23 protein-coding genes and 1 pseudogene are annotated in these 18330 nt (G+C 65.4%); 10 read left to right on the top strand and 14 right to left on the bottom strand.

The window, feature by feature from the left end; genetic code table 11:
* Nucleotides 1–59: 59 nt before the first annotated feature.
* From ruvC to K7W03_RS22775, 5 genes are all read right to left on the bottom strand, one after another.
* Nucleotides 60–551, bottom strand: a complete 492-nt coding sequence (ruvC, locus tag K7W03_RS22795) for a crossover junction endodeoxyribonuclease RuvC (RefSeq protein ID WP_025547533.1) — start codon at nucleotides 549–551, stop codon at nucleotides 60–62.
* A 181-nt stretch (nucleotides 552–732) separates the two neighbouring features.
* Entirely contained in the window at nucleotides 733–1476 is a 744-nt protein-coding gene (locus K7W03_RS22790) for a YebC/PmpR family DNA-binding transcriptional regulator (protein ID WP_007688711.1), read from the bottom strand.
* A gap of 68 nt (nucleotides 1477–1544) precedes the next feature.
* Complete coding sequence (locus tag K7W03_RS22785; RefSeq protein WP_173664360.1) at nucleotides 1545–1871, bottom strand: heavy metal-binding domain-containing protein; 327 nt, start codon at nucleotides 1869–1871, stop codon at nucleotides 1545–1547.
* 25 nt (nucleotides 1872–1896) lie between these two features.
* Nucleotides 1897–2139 carry a DUF2312 domain-containing protein gene (locus K7W03_RS22780; protein ID WP_007688707.1) on the bottom strand — a complete coding sequence of 81 codons (243 nt, stop codon included), beginning with the start codon at nucleotides 2137–2139 and terminating at the stop codon, nucleotides 1897–1899.
* Between the two features lie 51 nt (nucleotides 2140–2190).
* A complete protein-coding gene (locus K7W03_RS22775) occupies nucleotides 2191–2490 on the bottom strand; it encodes a DUF1244 domain-containing protein (RefSeq protein ID WP_025547525.1) in 300 nt (99 codons plus the stop codon).
* Nucleotides 2491–2592: 102 nt separating this feature from the next.
* Here K7W03_RS22775 and pyk point away from each other — a divergent pair, with 102 nt between their 5' ends.
* Complete coding sequence (gene pyk / locus K7W03_RS22770) at nucleotides 2593–4050, top strand: pyruvate kinase (RefSeq protein WP_025547524.1); 1458 nt, start codon at nucleotides 2593–2595, stop codon at nucleotides 4048–4050.
* A 53-nt stretch (nucleotides 4051–4103) separates the two neighbouring features.
* Here pyk and K7W03_RS22765 read toward each other — a convergent pair whose 3' ends face one another.
* Together K7W03_RS22765 and ykgO are read right to left on the bottom strand one after the other, a co-directional pair.
* Nucleotides 4104–4730: an HAD family hydrolase gene (locus K7W03_RS22765; RefSeq protein WP_222887402.1), complete on the bottom strand. Its 627-nt coding sequence runs from the start codon at nucleotides 4728–4730 to the stop codon at nucleotides 4104–4106.
* A 3-nt stretch (nucleotides 4731–4733) separates the two neighbouring features.
* Nucleotides 4734–4859 (bottom strand): type B 50S ribosomal protein L36, encoded by a 126-nt coding sequence (gene ykgO / locus K7W03_RS22760; protein ID WP_004210176.1) that lies wholly within the window; start codon nucleotides 4857–4859, stop codon nucleotides 4734–4736.
* A 208-nt stretch (nucleotides 4860–5067) separates the two neighbouring features.
* Here ykgO and K7W03_RS22755 point away from each other — a divergent pair, with 208 nt between their 5' ends.
* Together K7W03_RS22755 and K7W03_RS22750 are read left to right on the top strand one after the other, a co-directional pair.
* Nucleotides 5068–5682, top strand: coding sequence for a DUF4136 domain-containing protein (locus tag K7W03_RS22755; RefSeq protein ID WP_082718712.1), 615 nt, complete (start codon nucleotides 5068–5070; stop codon nucleotides 5680–5682).
* The gene (locus tag K7W03_RS22750; RefSeq protein WP_222887401.1) at nucleotides 5679–6809 is read left to right on the top strand and encodes a M14-type cytosolic carboxypeptidase; all 1131 of its coding nucleotides are present in this window, start codon (nucleotides 5679–5681) and stop codon (nucleotides 6807–6809) included. The genes K7W03_RS22755 and K7W03_RS22750 overlap by 4 nt, the downstream gene beginning before the upstream one ends.
* Before the next feature lie 17 nt (nucleotides 6810–6826).
* Here K7W03_RS22750 and K7W03_RS22745 read toward each other — a convergent pair whose 3' ends face one another.
* The 3 genes from K7W03_RS22745 to purL form a co-directional block, all read right to left on the bottom strand.
* Nucleotides 6827–7546 carry a dienelactone hydrolase family protein gene (locus K7W03_RS22745; RefSeq protein WP_222887400.1) on the bottom strand — a complete coding sequence of 240 codons (720 nt, stop codon included), beginning with the start codon at nucleotides 7544–7546 and terminating at the stop codon, nucleotides 6827–6829.
* Nucleotides 7547–7671: 125 nt separating this feature from the next.
* Nucleotides 7672–8841 carry a formate-dependent phosphoribosylglycinamide formyltransferase gene (purT, locus tag K7W03_RS22740; protein WP_222887399.1) on the bottom strand — a complete coding sequence of 390 codons (1170 nt, stop codon included), beginning with the start codon at nucleotides 8839–8841 and terminating at the stop codon, nucleotides 7672–7674.
* Between the two features lie 83 nt (nucleotides 8842–8924).
* Nucleotides 8925–11102 carry a phosphoribosylformylglycinamidine synthase subunit PurL gene (gene purL / locus K7W03_RS22735; RefSeq protein WP_222887398.1) on the bottom strand — a complete coding sequence of 726 codons (2178 nt, stop codon included), beginning with the start codon at nucleotides 11100–11102 and terminating at the stop codon, nucleotides 8925–8927.
* 105 nt (nucleotides 11103–11207) lie between these two features.
* Here purL and K7W03_RS22730 point away from each other — a divergent pair, with 105 nt between their 5' ends.
* A complete protein-coding gene (locus K7W03_RS22730) occupies nucleotides 11208–11636 on the top strand; it encodes a DUF805 domain-containing protein (RefSeq protein ID WP_025547513.1) in 429 nt (142 codons plus the stop codon).
* Nucleotides 11637–11798: 162 nt separating this feature from the next.
* On the opposite strand, the gene K7W03_RS22725 is transcribed toward K7W03_RS22730, so the two are convergent.
* The gene (locus K7W03_RS22725; protein WP_222887397.1) at nucleotides 11799–12179 is read right to left on the bottom strand and encodes a hypothetical protein; all 381 of its coding nucleotides are present in this window, start codon (nucleotides 12177–12179) and stop codon (nucleotides 11799–11801) included.
* A 167-nt stretch (nucleotides 12180–12346) separates the two neighbouring features.
* Here K7W03_RS22725 and K7W03_RS22720 point away from each other — a divergent pair, with 167 nt between their 5' ends.
* The 6 genes from K7W03_RS22720 (at nucleotide 12347) to aat (ending at nucleotide 16971) form a co-directional block, all read left to right on the top strand.
* Nucleotides 12347–12607: an exodeoxyribonuclease VII small subunit gene (locus K7W03_RS22720; RefSeq protein ID WP_025547511.1), complete on the top strand. Its 261-nt coding sequence runs from the start codon at nucleotides 12347–12349 to the stop codon at nucleotides 12605–12607.
* 26 nt (nucleotides 12608–12633) lie between these two features.
* Nucleotides 12634–13554 carry a polyprenyl synthetase family protein gene (locus K7W03_RS22715; RefSeq protein WP_222887396.1) on the top strand — a complete coding sequence of 307 codons (921 nt, stop codon included), beginning with the start codon at nucleotides 12634–12636 and terminating at the stop codon, nucleotides 13552–13554.
* 4 nt (nucleotides 13555–13558) lie between these two features.
* Nucleotides 13559–14071, top strand: coding sequence for a pantetheine-phosphate adenylyltransferase (gene coaD / locus K7W03_RS22710; protein WP_025547507.1), 513 nt, complete (start codon nucleotides 13559–13561; stop codon nucleotides 14069–14071).
* A 94-nt stretch (nucleotides 14072–14165) separates the two neighbouring features.
* Nucleotides 14166–14942 carry a peptidylprolyl isomerase gene (locus K7W03_RS22705; RefSeq protein ID WP_025547505.1) on the top strand — a complete coding sequence of 259 codons (777 nt, stop codon included), beginning with the start codon at nucleotides 14166–14168 and terminating at the stop codon, nucleotides 14940–14942.
* A gap of 111 nt (nucleotides 14943–15053) precedes the next feature.
* Complete coding sequence (gene queA, locus K7W03_RS22700) at nucleotides 15054–16088, top strand: tRNA preQ1(34) S-adenosylmethionine ribosyltransferase-isomerase QueA (RefSeq protein ID WP_222887395.1); 1035 nt, start codon at nucleotides 15054–15056, stop codon at nucleotides 16086–16088.
* Nucleotides 16089–16206: 118 nt separating this feature from the next.
* Nucleotides 16207–16971 carry a leucyl/phenylalanyl-tRNA--protein transferase gene (aat, locus tag K7W03_RS22695; protein WP_076605760.1) on the top strand — a complete coding sequence of 255 codons (765 nt, stop codon included), beginning with the start codon at nucleotides 16207–16209 and terminating at the stop codon, nucleotides 16969–16971.
* Nucleotides 16972–17006: 35 nt separating this feature from the next.
* On the opposite strand, the pseudogene K7W03_RS28250 reads toward aat, so the two are convergent.
* From K7W03_RS28250 to K7W03_RS22680, 3 genes and pseudogenes are all read right to left on the bottom strand, one after another.
* Nucleotides 17007–17177, bottom strand: a pseudogene (locus tag K7W03_RS28250) (DUF2155 domain-containing protein); the annotation flags it as partial.
* 227 nt (nucleotides 17178–17404) lie between these two features.
* On the bottom strand, nucleotides 17405–17803 hold the full coding sequence (locus K7W03_RS22685) for an NADH:ubiquinone oxidoreductase subunit NDUFA12 (protein WP_025547500.1): 399 nt from the start codon (nucleotides 17801–17803) through the stop codon (nucleotides 17405–17407).
* Between the two features lie 49 nt (nucleotides 17804–17852).
* A partial coding sequence (locus K7W03_RS22680) for a DUF192 domain-containing protein (RefSeq protein ID WP_226870424.1) occupies nucleotides 17853–18330 on the bottom strand: 478 nt, incomplete at its 5' end.

Here is an 18330-nt window from a genome sequence, read left to right as displayed (position 1 = left end):
GTTTACGGGAGGGGAATGTCCTGAATTGGCCAGTTCCCGCCCCGGATCGCCCCACCCTTCTACTTCCGCGGAATCCTTCGTGCGCTGGCCAGATGATGGGCGTGCGTGATCGCTACGGCCAGGGCGTCCGAGGCATCGGGGCCGGCGATCTTTGCGCCGGGGAGGAGACGGGAGACCATGGCGTGGACCTGCTCCTTCGATGCATTGCCGACGCCGACCACAGATTTCTTGACGAGCCGGGCGGCATATTCGCCCACTTCCATGCCGGATCGCGAAGCCGCCAGCAGCACCACGCCACGGGCCTGGCCGAGTTTGAGCGTCGATTGCGGGTTCACGTTGAGGAACACCTCTTCGACAGCCGCGCCATTGGGTTGGTGTTCGAGGATGAGGTCGGTCAGCGCCAGATCGAGCACCAGCAGCCGGCTGGCCAGCGCCATGCCTGAATCGGTCTTGATCTGGCCGTTGGAGATATGGGTGAGGCGGTTGCCGTCCGCGGCGATCAGGCCCCAGCCGGTCGTGCCAAGGCCCGGGTCCAGGCCCAGGATGATCATGATATTCCCCTCGTCCCTTCACGGGAGAGCGCAGGGAGGCTCGCCGGCCCGCCGGACAGGCCCGTCTGGAGGGAGACCGGACCGGGCGCGTCGGCTGCCGCGCCCTCCCGGCTTCGCCCGAGCGGCAGGGCCGCCAGGGCTTCGCAACCCTCTCCCCGCAGGGGAGAGGGAAGGGGAAGGATCAACCCAGCTTCTCCATGACTTCGTCGGAAACTTCGTAATTGCCCCAGACGGTCTGGACGTCGTCATCGTCTTCCAGCGTGTCGACCAGCTTCATCAGCGTCGCCGCATTGCTCTCGTCCACCTCGACGGTGGTCTGCGGCTTCCATGCGAGCTTGGCGCCTTCGGCCGGACCGAGCTTGGCCTCCAGCGCCCTGGCGACTTCGTGCAGCGCGTCCATGGCGGTCCAGATCTCATGCTCGTCCTCGTTCGAGGAGACGTCGTCCGCACCCGCTTCCAGCGCCGCTTCGAAGATCGCGTCGGCATCGCCCGCGCTCGCCGGATAGGTGATGAGGCCCATGCGGTCGAAACCGTGGCTGACCGCGCCCGAAGCGCCCAGATTGCCGCCATTCTTGGAAAAGGCCGTGCGGACGTTGGTCGCGGTGCGGTTGCGGTTGTCGGTCAGCGCCTCGACGATGATGGCCACGCCGCCGGGACCATAGCCCTCGTAACGGATTTCCTCGTAATTCTCCATGTCGCCGCCGATCGCCTTGTCGATCGCGCGCTGGATATTGTCCTTTGGCATGGACTGCGCCTTGGCGGCGTTGACCGCAAGGCGGAGGCGCGGGTTCATGTCCGGATCGGGCATGCCCATCTTCGCCGCCACGGTGATTTCGCGCGACAGCTTGGAGAACATCGAGGAGCGCTTCTTGTCCTGCGCGCCCTTGCGATGCATGATGTTCTTGAATTTGCTATGGCCGGCCACGGCCTGCTCCTGACTTGTCTGTTTGTTCGATGCGGGCTCTCTAGCGAGCGCGCCCTCGATGCGCAATGTCAGACGAGGATCGCGGTGCCCGAGGCGGTCACCATCAGCATCGACCCGCTGGACCCGACGGTCTCATAATCCAGGTCGACGCCGACGACCGCATTGGCGCCCAGCGCCGCGGCGCGGGTGCGCATTTCCGCGATCGCCTGTTCGCGGGCACGCTGGAGCACGTCCTCATAGGCGCCCGAGCGCCCGCCGACGATGTCGCGCACGCTGGCGAACAGGTCGCGGAACAGGTTTGCGCCCACGATCACCTCGCCGGTGACGATGCCGAGATATTCCTTCGCAGGCCGGCCTTCCAGCGAAGGGGTGGTGCTGACGATGATCCCGGTCATGGACGCTCTCTCCCCGCGCTGCGATCTATTCGATGCCCAGCGCCGTCTTGTATGTTTCCAGCAGCGCTTCGGCTTCCATGCGGGCATTGCGCTCCATCTTGCGCAGGCGGACGATGGACCGCATCGTCTTCACGTCATAGCCATTGGCCTTCGCCTCCAGATAGACGTCCTTTATATCGTCCGCGATGCCCTTCTTTTCCTCTTCCAGGCGCTCAATGCGCTCGATGAAGAGGCGTAGCTGTTCGGCGGCGACATTGCCATCGCTCATGGGAATCTCCAGTAAGTGTGAATCGGTTGATGAATCGGTCGGCGCCTGCCTCTAATGATTGTCGGCGTTCTTCGCCACACTCTCCTGCATGCGGGCGATCTGTTCCGGCGTCGCCTCGCCCTGATGGCGGGATTTCCATTCGGCAAAGGGCATGCCATGGATGATCTCCCGCGCTTCCTCCCTGCCGATCGTGCCGTCCGCCTCCGCGATCCAGTCGGCCAGGCAGTTGCGGCAGAAGCCCGCCGTTCCCATCAGGTCGATATTCTGGACATCGGTGCGGTGCTGCAAATGCGCCACCAGCCGTCGGAAGGCGGTTGCGGCAACCGCATCACTGAGTATGTTATCGCTCACGGCGAACCTTTCGCTGATCATCATCCTGTCGTGCAGCACGGATAATCGAAAACCGCGCCCTGGCAAACCAGAGGCGACCATGACGGCCAGGAGACAAGAGGAATGACGAAATTACCGCCCCGTTCGCGCAAGGTCCGCATATTGGCGACCCTTGGCCCCGCGAGCGACAGCCCGGAAATGATCCGGGCGCTGTTCGTCGCCGGGGCCGACGCTTTCCGCATCAATATGAGCCATGGCGCGCATGAGGATCATGCCGCGCGCATCGCGACGATCCGGGCGCTGGAAAAGGAATTCGGACGTCCTACGACAATCCTGGGCGACCTTCAGGGGCCGAAGCTGCGCGTCGGGACCTTCGATCGCGGGCTGGCAGTGCTGGAAACGGGCGCGGCCTTCGTGTTCGACAGCGATCCTGCGCCGGGCGATGCGACGCGGGTCAACCTGCCCCATCCGGAGATCTATGCGGCTCTGGTGCCCGAAACCCGGCTGTTGCTGGACGACGGCAAGATGGTGCTGCGGGTCAAGAAGGTGGCGGAGGATCGCATCGACACGGTGGTCGAGGTCGGCGGTACCCTTTCCAACCGCAAGGGCGTGAACGTGCCCGATGTGGTCGTGCCGGTGCCGGCGCTGACCGAAAAGGACCGGCGCGACCTGAGCTTCGCGGTCGAGCAGGGCTGCGACTGGATCGCCCTGAGCTTCGTCCAGCGGCCGGAAGACCTGGCCGAGGCGCGCAAGCTGATGGGCGGCTATGGCGCACTGATGGCGAAGATCGAGAAGCCGGCGGCTGTCCAGCGGCTGGAGGAGATCATCGAACTGGCCGACGGCGTGATGGTGGCGCGGGGCGACCTTGGCGTGGAACTGCCGCCCCAGGCGGTGCCGCCGCTGCAGAAGCAGATCGTGGCGACCGCGCGCCGCATGGGTCGGCCCGTCGTGGTGGCGACGCAGATGCTGGAATCCATGATCAAGGCGCCGACGCCCACCCGCGCCGAAGTGTCCGATGTCGCGACCGCGGTCTATGACGGGGCCGACGCGATCATGCTGTCGGCGGAAACGGCGGCGGGCGACTGGCCGGTCGAGGCGGTGACGATGATGGACAGCATCGCCCATAGCGTGGAGCGCGACCCGGGCTATTTCGGGCGGCTGCACTATACCGAGACGAAGCCCGATCCCACCACCGCCGATGCGCTGGCGGAGGGCGCCGGCAGCATCGTGTCCGTCGTCGGGGCGAGCGCGATAACCTGCTTCACCTCTTCGGGCAGCACCGTGCGCCGCGTGGCGCGCGAGCGGCCGATGACACCGATCCTGGCGCTGACGCCCCGGCAGGATACGGCGCGCAAGCTGGGGCTGACCTGGGGCGTGCATGCCGTCCGGACCAAGGACATCGGCACGTTCGAGGAGATGATCGGCAAGGCCCGCCGCATGGCGCTGCGCCACGATATGGTCGAGAAGGGCGGCAAGATCGTCGTGCTGGCCGGCGTGCCTTTCGGGACGCCGGGGTCGACCAATGTGCTGCATGTGGCCGCGATTCGCGGAGATGAGCTCAGGGGCCGGGACGAGGGCTGAATGCCGATCGGTCCTGAGGGTCGTGCTCCTGCCTTCGCAGGGGCACGTCCAGCTTAGACGGTTGGGCTTCGAAGCAACGCCAGTTCTGCCAGTTCCCGGCGCAGCGTCGCCGCATCGCGGAACAGGTGGCCGCGCATGCCTTCCACCTCGGCCGCCAGGACATTTTCCTCGCGGTCATCAATGAACAGCGCCTGTTCCGCGCTCAAACCGAATCGCTCCAGCGCCAGCCGGTAGATCGCGGGGTCGGGCTTCACCAGCTTTTCCGCGCCGGAGACCACGATGTCGCGGAAGGGGGCGAACAGCGCCGACTCCCGAGCATGGAATGGCGCCCAGAATTCATGGCTGAAATTGGTGATGGCGAAGAGCGGAATGCCGCCCTCGTGCAATTCAAGGACGATCTCCGGCATGCCCTCGACTGCTGGTCCTACGCTGTCGATGAACTTCTCGCCCCAGAGGCGAATCAGCGCCGCATGTTCGGGATGGCGCGCGATCAGCTCTGCGCTGGTTTCCGCGAAGGGGCGGCCCTGGTCATGCTGGAAGTGCCAGTCCAGCGTCACCACGTCGCGGAGAAACGCATCGAGCGCCCGATCGTCATCGATCAGGCGCTCGTACAGAACCCTTGGGGTCCAGTGATACAAGACATTGCCAACGTCAAAGACGACGGCGGCAATATCCGCCATGAATCAGCCCTGGCGGGCCTTGAAGCGGCGGTTGGTCTTGTTGATGACATAGGTGCGGCCGCGACGGCGGATCACGCGGTTATCCCGGTGACGGCCCTTGAGCGACTTGAGCGAATTGCGGATCTTCATGGAACCAGCCTTTGAATGAATCTTGCGTGATCGAAAATCGAAGCGCAGCCCCTATGGGCGGGACGGCCGAAAGTCAAGGGCGGCCGCCCGCTTTTCGCTCCATCGCCGCGCCGTTCATCCTGCGTGCAGCAAATCCGTGGCTTGACGCTTTTAAGGGATTAGCGGCGCGGTGTCGTGTAGAGGCTGTTCATCCCCTGGAGTGCCATCCATGTCGAATCCGTCCATGTTGAAGAAGATCGTCCTTCCGTCCCTGCTGGCCCTGGGGCTCAGCGGCTGCGCCACGGCTGTTCCACCCGTGGAGGTGACGCGGTTCCATATCGACGATCCGGCGCGCAACGGGACCATCGCCGTCGAGGAAATGGCCGGCAACCCCGATGTCGGCCTGGAATTCCGCACCTATGCCGCCGCGGTCGAGCAGGAATTGCAGCGCGTGGGCTTCACCACGGCCGCACAGGGGGCGAAGAGCGACTATGTCGCGCTGGTGAGTTTCCGCCGCACCTTCCGCGAACCCGAAAGCTATGGCGCCAATGGCAAGCCGGTAAGCGTCGGCGTGGGCGGCGCCGTGGGCAGCGGCGGCTATTCCGGCCTGGGGCTGGGCATCGGCATCAACCTGTCGGGCAAGCCCAAGGGGCAGGTCTTCACCGAATTGCAGGTGCAGATACGCCGCCGCGCCGATTCGACCACTATCTGGGAGGGCCGGGCGCAGACCGGGGCGCGGGAGGGAACGCCCGCATCGCAGCCGGGTCTGGCGGCGCAGAAGCTGGCGACGGCATTGCTGGGGGGCTATCCGGGCGAATCGGGGCGGACTATAACCGTCAGATGAGCATCTCGATCACAAGTGCCTTCGACAGCGGCAATATTCGCGTTCTTTCCATTTCCGCCACGTCCGCAGGCGTCCGCGCCGAGCTGGAGATCGTCAAGGACCGGCAGAGCGACTTCTACCAATGGTTCCACTTCCGCGTGGCTGGCGTGGCCGGGCGGGAAGTCGAACTGGCGATCGTCAATTGCGGCGCGTCGGCCTATCCCGACGGCTGGCCAGGCTATAAGGCGCGCTATAGCGAGGATCGGGAGAATTGGCTGCTGGCGGACACCGGCTATGCCGACGGGACGCTGACGATCCGTCTGTCGCCCGACAGCAATGCGGTGTGGCTCGCCTATTTCGCGCCCTATTCGATGGAACGGCACCATGATCTGGTCGCCTGGGCGGCGTCCCAGCCGGGGGTGGAGCATCGCGAACTGGGGCTGACGCTGGACGGGCAACCGCTCGACCTGCTGGTGCTGGGCGAGGGGCCGAAGAAGGTCTGGCTCTACGCCCGACAGCATCCGGGCGAAAGCATGGCCGAATGGTGGATGGAGGGCGCGCTGGAGCGGCTCTGCGACGAGGAGGACGCCGTGGCGCGGCTGCTGCGCAGGGAGGCGACCTTCTACATCGTGCCGAACATGAATCCGGACGGCAGCCGTCGCGGCCATTTGCGGACCAACGCCGTGGGCATCAACCTCAACCGCGAATGGCATGAGCCGTCGATGGAGAAGAGTCCGGAGGTGTTCCTGGTGCGCGGAGCGATGGATGAGGTCGGGGTCGATTTCGCCATGGACGTGCATGGCGACGAGGCGATCGCGGCCGTGTTCCTGGCCGGATTCGAGGGCATCCCCTCCATCACGGAGCGGCAGTCGGCCTTGTATCGCCGCTATCGCGACACGCTGGCCGCCCGGACGCCCGATTTCCAGACGAGGAAGGGCTATCCCACCGCGCCGGCGGGCAAGGCGAACCTGTCCATGTCCACCAACCAGTTGGCCGAGCGCTTCGGCGCCGTGGCAATGACGCTGGAAATGCCGTTCAAGGATAATGACGACTTGCCGGACGCCGATTTCGGCTGGTCGCCGGCGCGGTCGATCCAACTCGCCAAGGACTGCCTGGGCGTGCTGGCGGAGATGATCGACGAAATCTGAACCAGGCCGGCCGCGGTTCAGCCGAAGAGATCGCCCAGGAAATCGGCCATCGCGCGGAAGCTGCGGCGGTCGGCTTCGGGATTATAGGCCAGGCCCCTTTCGGGCATCTTCGCGTCATGGTCGGTGAAGGCGTGCCCGGTATGGCCATAGGCATGGATCTGCCAATCGCATCCCGCTTCGGTCAGTTCCTTCGCCAGTGCGACCGTGGCTTCCGGCGGCGCGATCGGGTCGTCCCAGCCGTGGCAGATCAGCAGCCGCGCGGTGATCTTCGCATGGGGAAGGGGCGGCGCATCATAGACGCCGTGGAAGCTGACGCCGCCTGCAATATCCGCTCCTGAACGGGCAAGGTCGAGCACGCATTTGCCGCCGAAGCAGAAGCCGATCGCAGCAGTGCGGCTCTCGTCCGCCTCATCGAGCGATTTCAGCAGCGCATGGGCGGCGTTCGTCCGGTCCCGCAGCAAAATGCGGTCATCATTGAGTTCGGCCATGTAGCGGCCCATGTCCGGATCGGCGCGGCTGGTCCGCTTGCCCTGGCCGAACACATCCGAGACGAGCACGGTGTAACCGATCGCCGCGACCTTTTCGGCATAGGCGAAATCGGCCTCCTTGGTGCCCAGAACATTGGGGAAAAGCAGGATGGCCGGACGCGGAGCGGCGGCGGCATCGTCGAACACGGCCATGCTCTCGAACTGACCGCCAGGGCCTTCATGCACGGTGACGCGGCGGGTGATGGTCATGAAAGGCTCCTTGCTTCGGGGTCGGGACGCATGTTGGGACGCCATGCAGGATTGGCAAGATTGGGCCAGTTGCGGATGTTGGCACCTCCCCTTCAAGGCGAGGGGCCTAATGGCGGGAAACCGCCCTATCGACCATGGATGATCCGCACTCTCGATGCAGCCTCGGCCGCGACGGCGCGGGCCTGGTCTGCGTCGACCGCGCGGGCCAGGGCGACGCCCATGCGGCGATAGGGGCGGGTCGTCGGCTTGCCGAACAGCCGCAGATCGACTTCCCCACCGGGCGTCGAGAGCGCTTCGGCCAATCCTTCGAACCGAAAGTCATCCGATTCCCGATCCGCCAATATCACCGCCGAAGCCGCGGCCCCATGCAGCGTCACTTCCGGCACCGGCAGGCCCATGATCGCGCGGGCGTGAAGATCGAATTCGCTCCAGTTCTGGGAGATCAGGGTCACCATGCCGGTATCGTGCGGCCGGGGCGAGAGTTCGGAGAAGATGACATCCTCTCCCTTCACGAAGAATTCCACGCCGAAAATGCCGTAGCCGCCCAGATTGTCGACCACCTTGCGCGCCATGTCCTGGGCGGCGGCCAGCGCGCCGCCGGACATGGGCGTGGGCTGCCAGCTTTCCTGATAATCGCCGCGTTCCTGCCAATGGCCGATAGGCGGACAGAAGCTGACGCCGTCACGGCTGCGCACGGTCAGCAGCGTGATCTCATAGTCGAAGGCGATGAATTCCTCGACGATCACCCGGCTGCGGTCGCCGCGCATGTTCGCGACTGCATAGTCCCAGGCGGCTTCCAGTTCCTCAATCGTGCGGACCGTGCTCTGGCCCTTGCCGGATGAGGACATGACCGGCTTGATGACGCAGGGAAGGCCGGTATGCGCCGCCCCCGCCCGCACTTCCTCCAGCGTTTCGGCGTAGCGATAGCGGGAGGTGCGCAGCCCCAGTTCGACCGCGGCGACTTCGCGAATGCGGTCGCGGTTCATGGTCATGATGGTGGCGCGGGCCGAAGGGACGACCGTCACGCCGCGCGCCTCGAAATCGGCCAGGACCTCGGTGCGGATCGCCTCGATTTCGGGGACCACGAAGTCGGGCCGATGCTTTTCAATGGCTTTGGCGAGCAGGTCGGCGTCAAGCATGGAGAAGACTTCAAACCCGTCCGCCACCTGCATGGCAGGCGCGCCCGCATAGCTGTCGCAGGCGATGACCTGCGCGCCCAGGCGCTTGGCGGAGATCACGAATTCACGACCCAGTTCGCCCGAGCCCAGAAGGAGGATCTTCGCGGTAAAGGCCATGGCGGGACTCCTCGGAATGGACATCTTCAGCGCATTCAGCGCAGCGTGCTCCTGCCGGCGCAGGAGCACGTCATTTCTATTCTTTAAAGTTCAGCGTCCATCAGTGTCGGGAAGAAGCCCTCATGGGCGCTGCGCAGGTCCGCCAGCGCCACGCCCGCCACCTTGTCGCCGCCAGTCGTGCCGATGCGAAGCGCGCCTGGAATGTCCACCCCCTGGGCGGCGGCGACGATGTACCGGCCCTGATCCTCGCCAAAGGCGCTGGCGGTCGTAAGGACGATGCTCAGCTCCGCGCCGATCTTCCCGGCCAGCGCCATTTCCGTCACCGCGACCAGCAGGCCGCCGTCGGAAATGTCATGCACCGCATTGACCTTGCCTTCCGCGATCAGCGCCCGGACGGTTTCGGCATGGGCACGCTCCGCCGCCAGATCGACCTTCGGCGCCTCGCCCGCTTCCCGGCCGGCAATCTCGCGCAGCCAGATCGACTGGCCGAGATGGCTGCCTTCCCCGCCGATCAGCCAGATGGCGTCGCCCTCATTCTTGAAGGCCACGGTCGCCATCCCGTCGATGTCCTGGAGCAGGCCGATGCCGCCGATCGCCGGGGTGGGCAGGATCGCCGATCCGCCGCCGGTCGCCTTGGATTCATTGTACAGGCTGACATTGCCCGAAACGATCGGGAAATCCAGCGCGCGGCAAGCCTCCCCCATGCCTTCCAGGCAGCCGGTGAACTGCGCCATGATCTCTGGCCGCTGCGGATTGGCGAAGTTCAGGCAATTGGTGACGGCGAGCGGCGTCGCGCCGACGGCGCTGATGTTGCGATAGCATTCCGCGATCGCCTGCTTGCCGCCCTCATAGGGGTCCGCATAGCAATAGCGCGGCGTGCAGTCGGTGCTGATCGCGATGCCCTTCCGCGTGCCATGGACGCGCACTACCGCCGCGTCGCCGCCGGGGCGCTGCACCGTGTCGGCGCCCACCATATGGTCGTACTGCTCCCAGATCCAGCGGCGAGAGGCGATGTCGGGCGATCCCATGAGCCTGACGAGATCGGCGCCGATGTCGGCGCTCTCGCTGATCCCGCCCAAGGGCTGCACGCCCGACCAGGCCTTATATTCATCCTTCGCCATCGCCGGACGGTCGTAGAGCGGCGCATCGTCGGCCAGCGGGGCCAGCGGAATGTCGCACACCGTCTCGCCCTTGTGGACCAGCACCATGCGGCCGGTATCCGTCACATGGCCGATCACGGCGAAGTCCAGCTCCCACTTGCGGAAAATGGCTTCGGCAAAGGCTTCCTTGCCCGGCTGGAGCACCATGAGCATGCGCTCCTGCGACTCCGACAGCATCATCTCATAGGCGGTCATGCCGGTTTCGCGCTGCGGCACATCGTCCATGTTGAGCTGGATGCCGACGCCGCCCTTGGACGCCATTTCCACCGAGGAGGAGGTGAGGCCCGCCGCGCCCATGTCCTGGATCGCGACGATCGCGTCGGATGCCATGAGTTCGAGGCAGGCTTCGATCAGCAACTTTTCGGTGAAGGGATCGCCGACCTGCACCGTCGGGCGCTTGGCGTCGGCGTCGTCGCCGAAGTCCGCCGAGGCCATGGTCGCGCCATGGATGCCGTCGCGGCCGGTCTTCGAACCCACATAGACGATCGGATTGCCGATGCCCGAAGCGGCGGAATAGAAGATCTTGTCCGTTTCCGCGACGCCCACGGTCATCGCATTGACCAGGATGTTGCCGTCATAGGCGGGATGGAAATTCACCTCGCCGCCCACGGTCGGCACGCCGACGCAATTGCCGTAGCCGCCAATGCCATGCACCACGCCGCTGATGAGGTGCTTCATCTTCGGATGGTCGGGCCGCCCGAAGCGCAGCGCGTTCATGTTCGCCACCGGCCGCGCGCCCATGGTGAAGACGTCGCGCAAAATGCCGCCCACGCCCGTCGCCGCGCCCTGATAGGGTTCGATATAGCTGGGATGGTTGTGGCTCTCCATCTTGAAGATCGCGGCCTGGCCGTCCCCGATGTCCACCACGCCCGCATTTTCACCGGGGCCGCAAATGACCTGCGGCCCTTCCGTGGGCAGCTTCTTCAGATGGATTCGCGAACTTTTGTAAGAGCAATGCTCCGACCACATCACCGAGAAAATGCCGAGTTCGGTGAGATTCGGCTCCCGGCCGAGCGCGTTCAGGACGCGATCATATTCTTCCGGGGAAAGCCCATGGTCTGCGACGACCTGCGGCGTGATCTGGGATGCGGTGCTGGACATGTGCGCGCCTTTAGCGGGGGAGCGCCCGATAGACAATGCTGAGGCTCGCGCCCGGGCGAAAACATGATAGCTTTCCCGGCCGGACGAAAAAAAGGGGAGTTGCCCATGGAATGGATGCTGTTGCCGCTTCGTCGCTACGCCAAATTCTCGGGCCGGGCGCGGCCGCGCGAATATTGGATGTTCGTCCTGTTCCTGCTGCTCTGTTATATCGGCGTCGCGATGGTCGAGGGGATATTGGGCCTCAGCACGACCGATCACTGGTTCCAGCGCGGCCCCTGGTGGGCGGGCGCGGGCTACAGCACCCGCGGCGGTCCGCTGACGGGGCTGTTCACGCTGGCGATGATCATTCCCCATATCGCGGTTTCCGTCCGCCGCCTGCACGATACCGACCGCAGCGGCTGGTGGCTGCTGATCGTCTTCTTCCCGATCATCGGCAGCATCGTCCTGCTGATCTTCTTCATCATGAGCGGCACGCGGGGCCCCAACCGCTTCGGCCCCGATCCGGTCGAGGTGGGAGAGCCGGAATTGCGTTGAGCGCGTCGGTCCGGGCGCGCATGATTGGGCGGTTCAAGCCACTCCCTCTCCAGCAGGCGGAAGGGGGAATGGCGTCGATTGGCCACATCCTCGCAAACTCCAAAGAAAAAGGCCGGCCTCCATGGGGAGGGCCGGCCCGCACTTGCAGGAAAACGGAAAGGATCAGGCCTTGCAGCTCAGCGCGCTCTTGCCCGGCAGGGTGGCGGTGATCTGCTTGCCCGAGCCCTCGACCTTGAAGCCGCCGCCTTCGAAGGGCTTGCCCGCCTCGGCGGCGATCAGCTTCGTGGGGGCGCCGTCCTTTTCGGTGCGCACGTTCACCGTCTTGTCGTCGCTCATGAAGTCGACGAAGATCAGGCTGTTGTCCTTGCAGCGATATTGATGGCTTTCCTTCACCATCGGCGGCAGTTCGACGGGAGCGGCATTGGCCAGCTTTTCGGCCATGGGATCGGCGGGGCCGCCCACCACTTCGGGTTCGTCATTCTTGTTGCAGGCGGACAGCAGCGCAAGCGCCGCCACGGAGATCAGGGGGAGATGATATTTCATAGCGGTCCTTCTATGTGCACTAGCCACGCCAAGCGTCAACGCAAAACTGCCACGAGTCCGCCAGCCAGTGGCGCGACGTCATGACGTTTTCGTGAATGGCGGCCGGAATCGGCCCCCAGGACCCATGCGGGCTTGACCGGGCGGGCGGGGGTCGCCAATGCAGGGACATGGCGCAAGACAGCATGACCCATGAGGGCGATCCGTCGCAGATGTCGTTCGAAGATGCGCTGCGCGCGCTCGAATCGATCGTCCGGCGGCTGGAGAGCGGGGATGTGCCGCTCGACGAATCCATTTCACTCTATTCGCAGGGCGAGGAACTGCGGAAACGCTGCATGGAACGGCTGCAGGCGGCCGAAGCGCGCATCGCCAAGCTGACGATCGACGCCGGCGGCGCCGTGACCGGCGCTCAGCCCTTCGGTTCGGACTGAGCGTGCAGCGTGCGGGAGAGGCGGCCATGAGCGGACCCGACTCCGCCTCGCCTCGGTCGATCGGTCTGGTGGCCGACCGCGCTGCGGCGGTGGCGGCCGACATCGACCGCCTGTTCGACGCGCTGCTGGCGGTTCCCGACGACCCGCGCCGGCGCCTGCACGAAGCGATGCGCCACGCGGCCATGGGCGGAGGCAAGCGGCTGCGTCCGCTGCTGGTGCAGGCGGCCAGCGACCTGTTCAACATCTCGCGGGATTCGGCGCTGCGGGTCGGCGTCGCGGTGGAATGCATCCATGTCTACTCGCTGGTGCATGACGATCTTCCGGCGATGGACGACGACGATCTTCGCCGGGGCAAGCCGACCGTGCACAAGGCATTTGACGAGGCGACGGCGATCCTCGCGGGCGATTGCCTGCACGATCTGGCTTTCGAAGTGCTGGCGGACGAGGAGACGCATCCCGATCCTTTCGTCCGGGTCGAGCTGGTGAAGGCGCTGGCCGTCGCCAGCGGCACCAGCGGCATGGCGGGCGGCCAGATGATGGACCTGGAGGCGGAGAAGACCAGCTTCGACCTGCCCACGGTCACGCGGCTCCAGCAGTTGAAGACCGGCGCGCTGATCGGCTTCTGCGTCGATGCGGCGGCGATCATGGCCCGCATCCCGCCGGAGGGGCGGACGCGCCTGCACGGCTATGCCCGCGACATCGGCCTTGCCTTCCAGATCGCGGACGACCTGCTCGACGTCGAGGGGGACGCCGTTCTCGCCGGCAAGGCGCTGGGCAAGGACGCGGCGGCGGGGAAGGAAACCTTCGTCTCCCTGCTGGGGGTGGAGCGGGCGCGGGAACAGGGCCGCCTGCTGGTCGAGCAGGCGAAGGCGCATCTGCACGGCTTCGGGGCGGAGGCCGACCTGCTGCGCGCCATTGCCGACTATATCGTGGAAAGGGATCGTTAGGGGCATGAGCAAGCAGAGGGTGGGGGTCTATCCCGGGACATTCGATCCGATCACCTTGGGTCATATGGACATCATCCGGCGCGGCGCGAAGCTGGTCGACAAGCTGGTGATCGGCGTCACCACCAACATCTCCAAATCTCCGATGTTCTCCGACGATGAACGGCTGGATATGGTGCGGCGCGAATGCGCGGGCATCGACACGGAAATCGTCGTCACGGGCTTCAACTCGCTGCTGATGGACTTTGCCGAATCGCAGGGGGCGAGCGTCATCATCCGGGGCCTACGCGCCGTCGCTGACTTCGAATATGAATATCAGATGGCGGGGATGAACCAGCAGATCAACGGCCGGGTCGAAACCGTTTTCCTGATGGCGGACGTGTCGTTGCAGCCGATCGCTTCCCGTCTGGTCAAGGAAATCGCGCTCTATGGCGGGCCGATCCACAAATTCGTCAGCCCCGCCGTGCGCGAGGAAGTGGAGGCGCGGGTCGCCGCCATCGGCCTGAAAGGGCAGGGCTGAAGGCTCCACTCAGCCTTCGTTCAGTTGCCAATCGCGAAGAGGGCGCTATCAGGGCAAGTTCGCACCTGGGCAAAATTTGAGGAAAGCTTCATTCATGCGGTTCACGTCGGCGCTCAAGACCGTGGCGATCGGTTTCGCTCTCTATGCATCGAGCGGCGCGGCCCTGGCCCAGGGCGGCGGTGGGCGCAATGCCGAGGAGATGAAGAAGGAGGAGGCGGCCGTGCGCGCGGAGCAGGCCGCCAAGCAACTCGGCCTCGACCCCGCTTCCAAGCTGCCGCCGGCCACGGTGCCTGTCGATCCCCAGAATGTCTGGGATCTGGACCTGTCGAGCGGCGGCCGCGTACGCATCCAGTTGCGTCCCGACATCGCGCCCGGCCATGTCGAGCGGATCAAGGAGCTGACGCGCCAGGGCTTCTACAACGGGCTCAAATTCCACCGCGTCATTCCCGGCTTCATGGCGCAGGGCGGCGACCCCAAGGGGGACGGGACCGGAGGGTCGACGCTGCCGGACCTGAAGGCCGAATTCAATCCGATGCCGCATCTGCGCGGCACCGTCTCCATGGCCCGCGCCCAGAGCGAGGACAGCGCGAACAGCCAGTTCTTCATCGTCTTCCTGCCGCGCATGCAGCTCGACAAGAAATATACGGTGTTCGGCCGCGTGATCGAGGGCATGCAATATGTCGATGCCATCCATCAGGGCGAACCGCCCGCCGATCCGACCATCATCCTCCAGGCCTCGATCGAAAGCGACGGCAGGCCGCCGGTGACGGCACTGCCGACGCCGCCTGCTCCGCCCGCACCCTCGATCGTCGCGCCGCCGGCGAAGAAGCCCGCGCCCGCAAGGAAGCCGGCTGCGCCGAAGAAGAAATAGTCAGGCCGGGTGAATGCGTGCTCCTGCGAAGGCAGGAGCCCAGTCCCGCCGCCTGAACTGGGCTTCTGCCTTCGCAGGAGCACTTGATATGCTGTTCTAGAGCATTCGACCATGCGCGTAGATCTGTTCGATTTCGACCTCCCGCCTGAAAGCATCGCGCTTCGCCCTGCTTCCCCGCGCGACGCGGCCCGGCTGCTGCTGGTGCCCGGCGACGCGCCCTTCCAGGACCGGATCGTGCGCGATCTGCCGGACCTGCTGCGCGCCGGCGACGTGCTGGTGTTCAACGACACCAGGGTCATTCCCGCCCAATTGGAGGGGATGCGCGGCCAGGCCAGGGTCGGCGCCACGCTCCACAAGCGGCTCGGTCTGCGCCAATGGCAGGCCTTCCTCCGCAACGCCAAGCGGGTGCGCGATGGCGACCGGATCGACTTCGGCAATGGCGTCACCGCTGTGGCCGGCCCGCGCGACGAGGACGGTGGCGTCACGCTCTGCTTCGAGGGTGAGGAGCCGGTCGAGCTGTTGCTGGAACGGGCGGGCCGGATGCCGCTGCCCCCCTATATCGCCAGCAAGCGCCCGACCGACGAGCGCGACCGCAGCGATTACCAGACCATGTTCGCGCGGGAAGACGGCGCGGTCGCCGCCCCCACGGCGGCGTTGCACTTCACGCCCGAATTGATGGCAGCGGTCGAAAAAGCCGGCGTCCGGACCGAAACGCTGACGCTGCATGTCGGCGCCGGCACCTTCCTGCCGGTAAAGGCGGACGATACGGACGATCACCGGATGCATGCCGAATGGGGGCGGATCGACCAGGCGACGGCGGACCGCCTCAACGCCGCACGGGCGGCCGGCGGCCGGCTGATCGCGGTCGGCACCACCAGCCTGCGCCTGCTGGAAAGCGCGACGGGGGAGGACGGCATCATCCGTCCTTTCGCGGACGAGACGCGGATATTCATCACGCCGGGCTATCGTTTCCGCGCAGTCGACGGGTTGATGACCAATTTCCACCTGCCCAAATCGACCTTGTTCATGCTGGTAAGCGCCTTGATGGGTACGGAGAAAATGCTGTCGGTCTATCGGCACGCCATTGATGGCGGCTATCGTTTCTACAGCTATGGCGATTCCAGCCTGCTTCTGCCCCAGCCTTAAGACCGCTCATGTTGATGCTCCATCGACCGCGGGACGGGGCTTCCCGTTTTTGCAAGGCGGTCCAAGGAATGAAAGTCGCACTGGCGCGCTGCCCTGTCTCGCGTTAAGTCTTTCTTTGATGACGATTGACCCGCTGGTGCTGTTGCAGGCTTACGCGATCGGCGTGTTTCCCATGTCCGACGACCGCGAGGCGGAGGAGGTGTACTGGATCGAGCCGAAGCGACGGGCGATCATGCCGCTCGACGGTTTCCACATCTCCCATTCGCTGGCCAAGACGATCCGGCGGGAGCGGTTTCGGGTCACCGCCAATCGCGATTTCGCAGGCATCGTCCGGCTCTGCGCAGAAGCCGCGCCGGACCGCCCGTCCACCTGGATCAACCATCCGATCGAGCGTGCCTATCGCCATCTGCATGAAATAGGTTTCGCCCACTCCGTTGAGGTGTGGGAGGGGGAGGAACTGGTGGGCGGCCTTTATGGCGTGGCGCTGGGGCGGGCCTTTTTCGGGGAAAGCATGGTGTCGCGGCGCGCCGATGCGTCGAAGGTGGCGCTGGCCTGGTTGACCGCCCGCATGCGTTTCGGCGGTTTCACCCTGCTCGACTGCCAGTTCATGACCGATCATCTGCGGTCATTGGGTGCGATCGAAATCAGCCAGCGCGACTATCTTCAATCATTGGCGGGCGCGTTGGACGGCGTGGCGCTGGGGGCGGGGCGGGGCGTGCTGGCGGCCGGTTCCGGCGTCTGGGCGGAGCTGGCATTTTCGCCGCTTGCCGGGGACGCCTTGGCCCGCGCGCCGTCCGACACTTCGCCCTTATCGCCCAGCTTCACCGTATCGGGACCGGTTTCCGGCCATGACATCGTGCAGCTCCTGACCCAGACGTCGTAGACCGGGTGCTGCACGACATTGCGGTCGGGCCGTTCCCGGAACAGCCAGCCGGAAAAGTTGCGGCGCCATTTATTGTCGGCGGTGCTGCGCACGTCGAGCTGAACGAAGGCGCCGGTTTCCTGCACATTTTCCCAGGGCGCCGTGGTTTCGCAGGCCTGCAGCCGAACAATGGCGTCGCCCACGCGCAGAGCTTCGCCCGGCTTCATCGTCAGGTCGGTGGTGATGCCGTTGCGCTTGTTGAGCAGGCCGATCACCGCCACCCGCTCGTTCATCGGCGTGCCGGTGAGGGGAGACTCGTCGCCATTGCGGATCTTCTGCCCCTCGATGCGGACAGGACCGCCCTGGTTCTGCGTCGGCAGATCGTCGCCGCCGCAACCGGCCAGTATCAGGGTGCAGCCGAGAATCGGCAGGAAACGTCCCGCCGGGCGCCGCATCATGATGCGTCGGGGCTCCACGCCTCATAATCGCCGGTCGCCTTCTGGCGCAGGCCACCCTTTTCCAGCGCACCGGTGGGGCGGTAGGCCTGGGCCGTGCCGGTGGCGTTGGGGGTGAAGTCCCTTTCCCAGATGCGCGGGGGCGGCAGGAAACTCTCCGGCGCGCCCTCGATCGAATGATGCAGCCAGCCATGCCATTCGGCGGGCACGCGGCTGGCGTCGTTCGCGCCATTATAGATGACCCAGCGCCGAGTCAGTCCATTGGGGTCGGTGCCGCCTTCATAATAGACATTGCCCTGATGGTCCTCACCCACCTTCGTGCCCTTGCGGGAGGTGTAGAGCGAGGTGCCGATGGTCGCGCCATCCCACCAGGTGAAGATCTTGCCAAGGATTCCCATGGGCGAAGCGCTTAGCCGTTGCGGCTGGCGCTTGGCAAGGCGGTTCTGGTCAGCGGGGGCAGAAATTGAGGGGGTTTGACGAGGACGGCCGGTGGCAATCGCCCCAGGTGACGCGGTCGCCTTCCCTGATGCCCAGCTCCGCCGCCCTGCCGCCGCGCAGTTCGAGGACGGCGGCGACCGGGATGCCGGCGGAGACCGGCTCGCGGGAATAAGGGGCGGCGTTGGCCTTCAGGAAGGCGATGCTGCCGTCGGTGTGGATGAACAGCATGTCGAGCGGGATCAGCGTGTTCTTCATCCAGAAGCTGGCCGTGCGGGGCGGGGACATGGGGAAGAGCATCCCGGAATCGGGGGCAAGCGACTTGCGGAACATCAGGCCCTGTTCCTGCTGCTGTTCGGTAAGGGCGAGTTCGACGGTGAAGCGGTGAGCGGTTTTGGCGGTGTGGATGGTGAGGGGGAGGAGGGTGGTTTGCCCGGTGGCGGTGGGAGCGGCGGTGTTTTCGGCTTTGGGGGCGGATGGGGAGCAGGCG

The sequence above is a fragment of the Sphingobium sp. PNB genome, assembly GCF_019873065.1.
Classification (GTDB): Bacteria; Pseudomonadota; Alphaproteobacteria; order Sphingomonadales; family Sphingomonadaceae; genus Sphingobium; species Sphingobium fuliginis.
The sequence above is the reverse complement of the archived record's forward strand: the minus strand, read 5'-3'. Positions and strand labels throughout refer to the sequence as shown.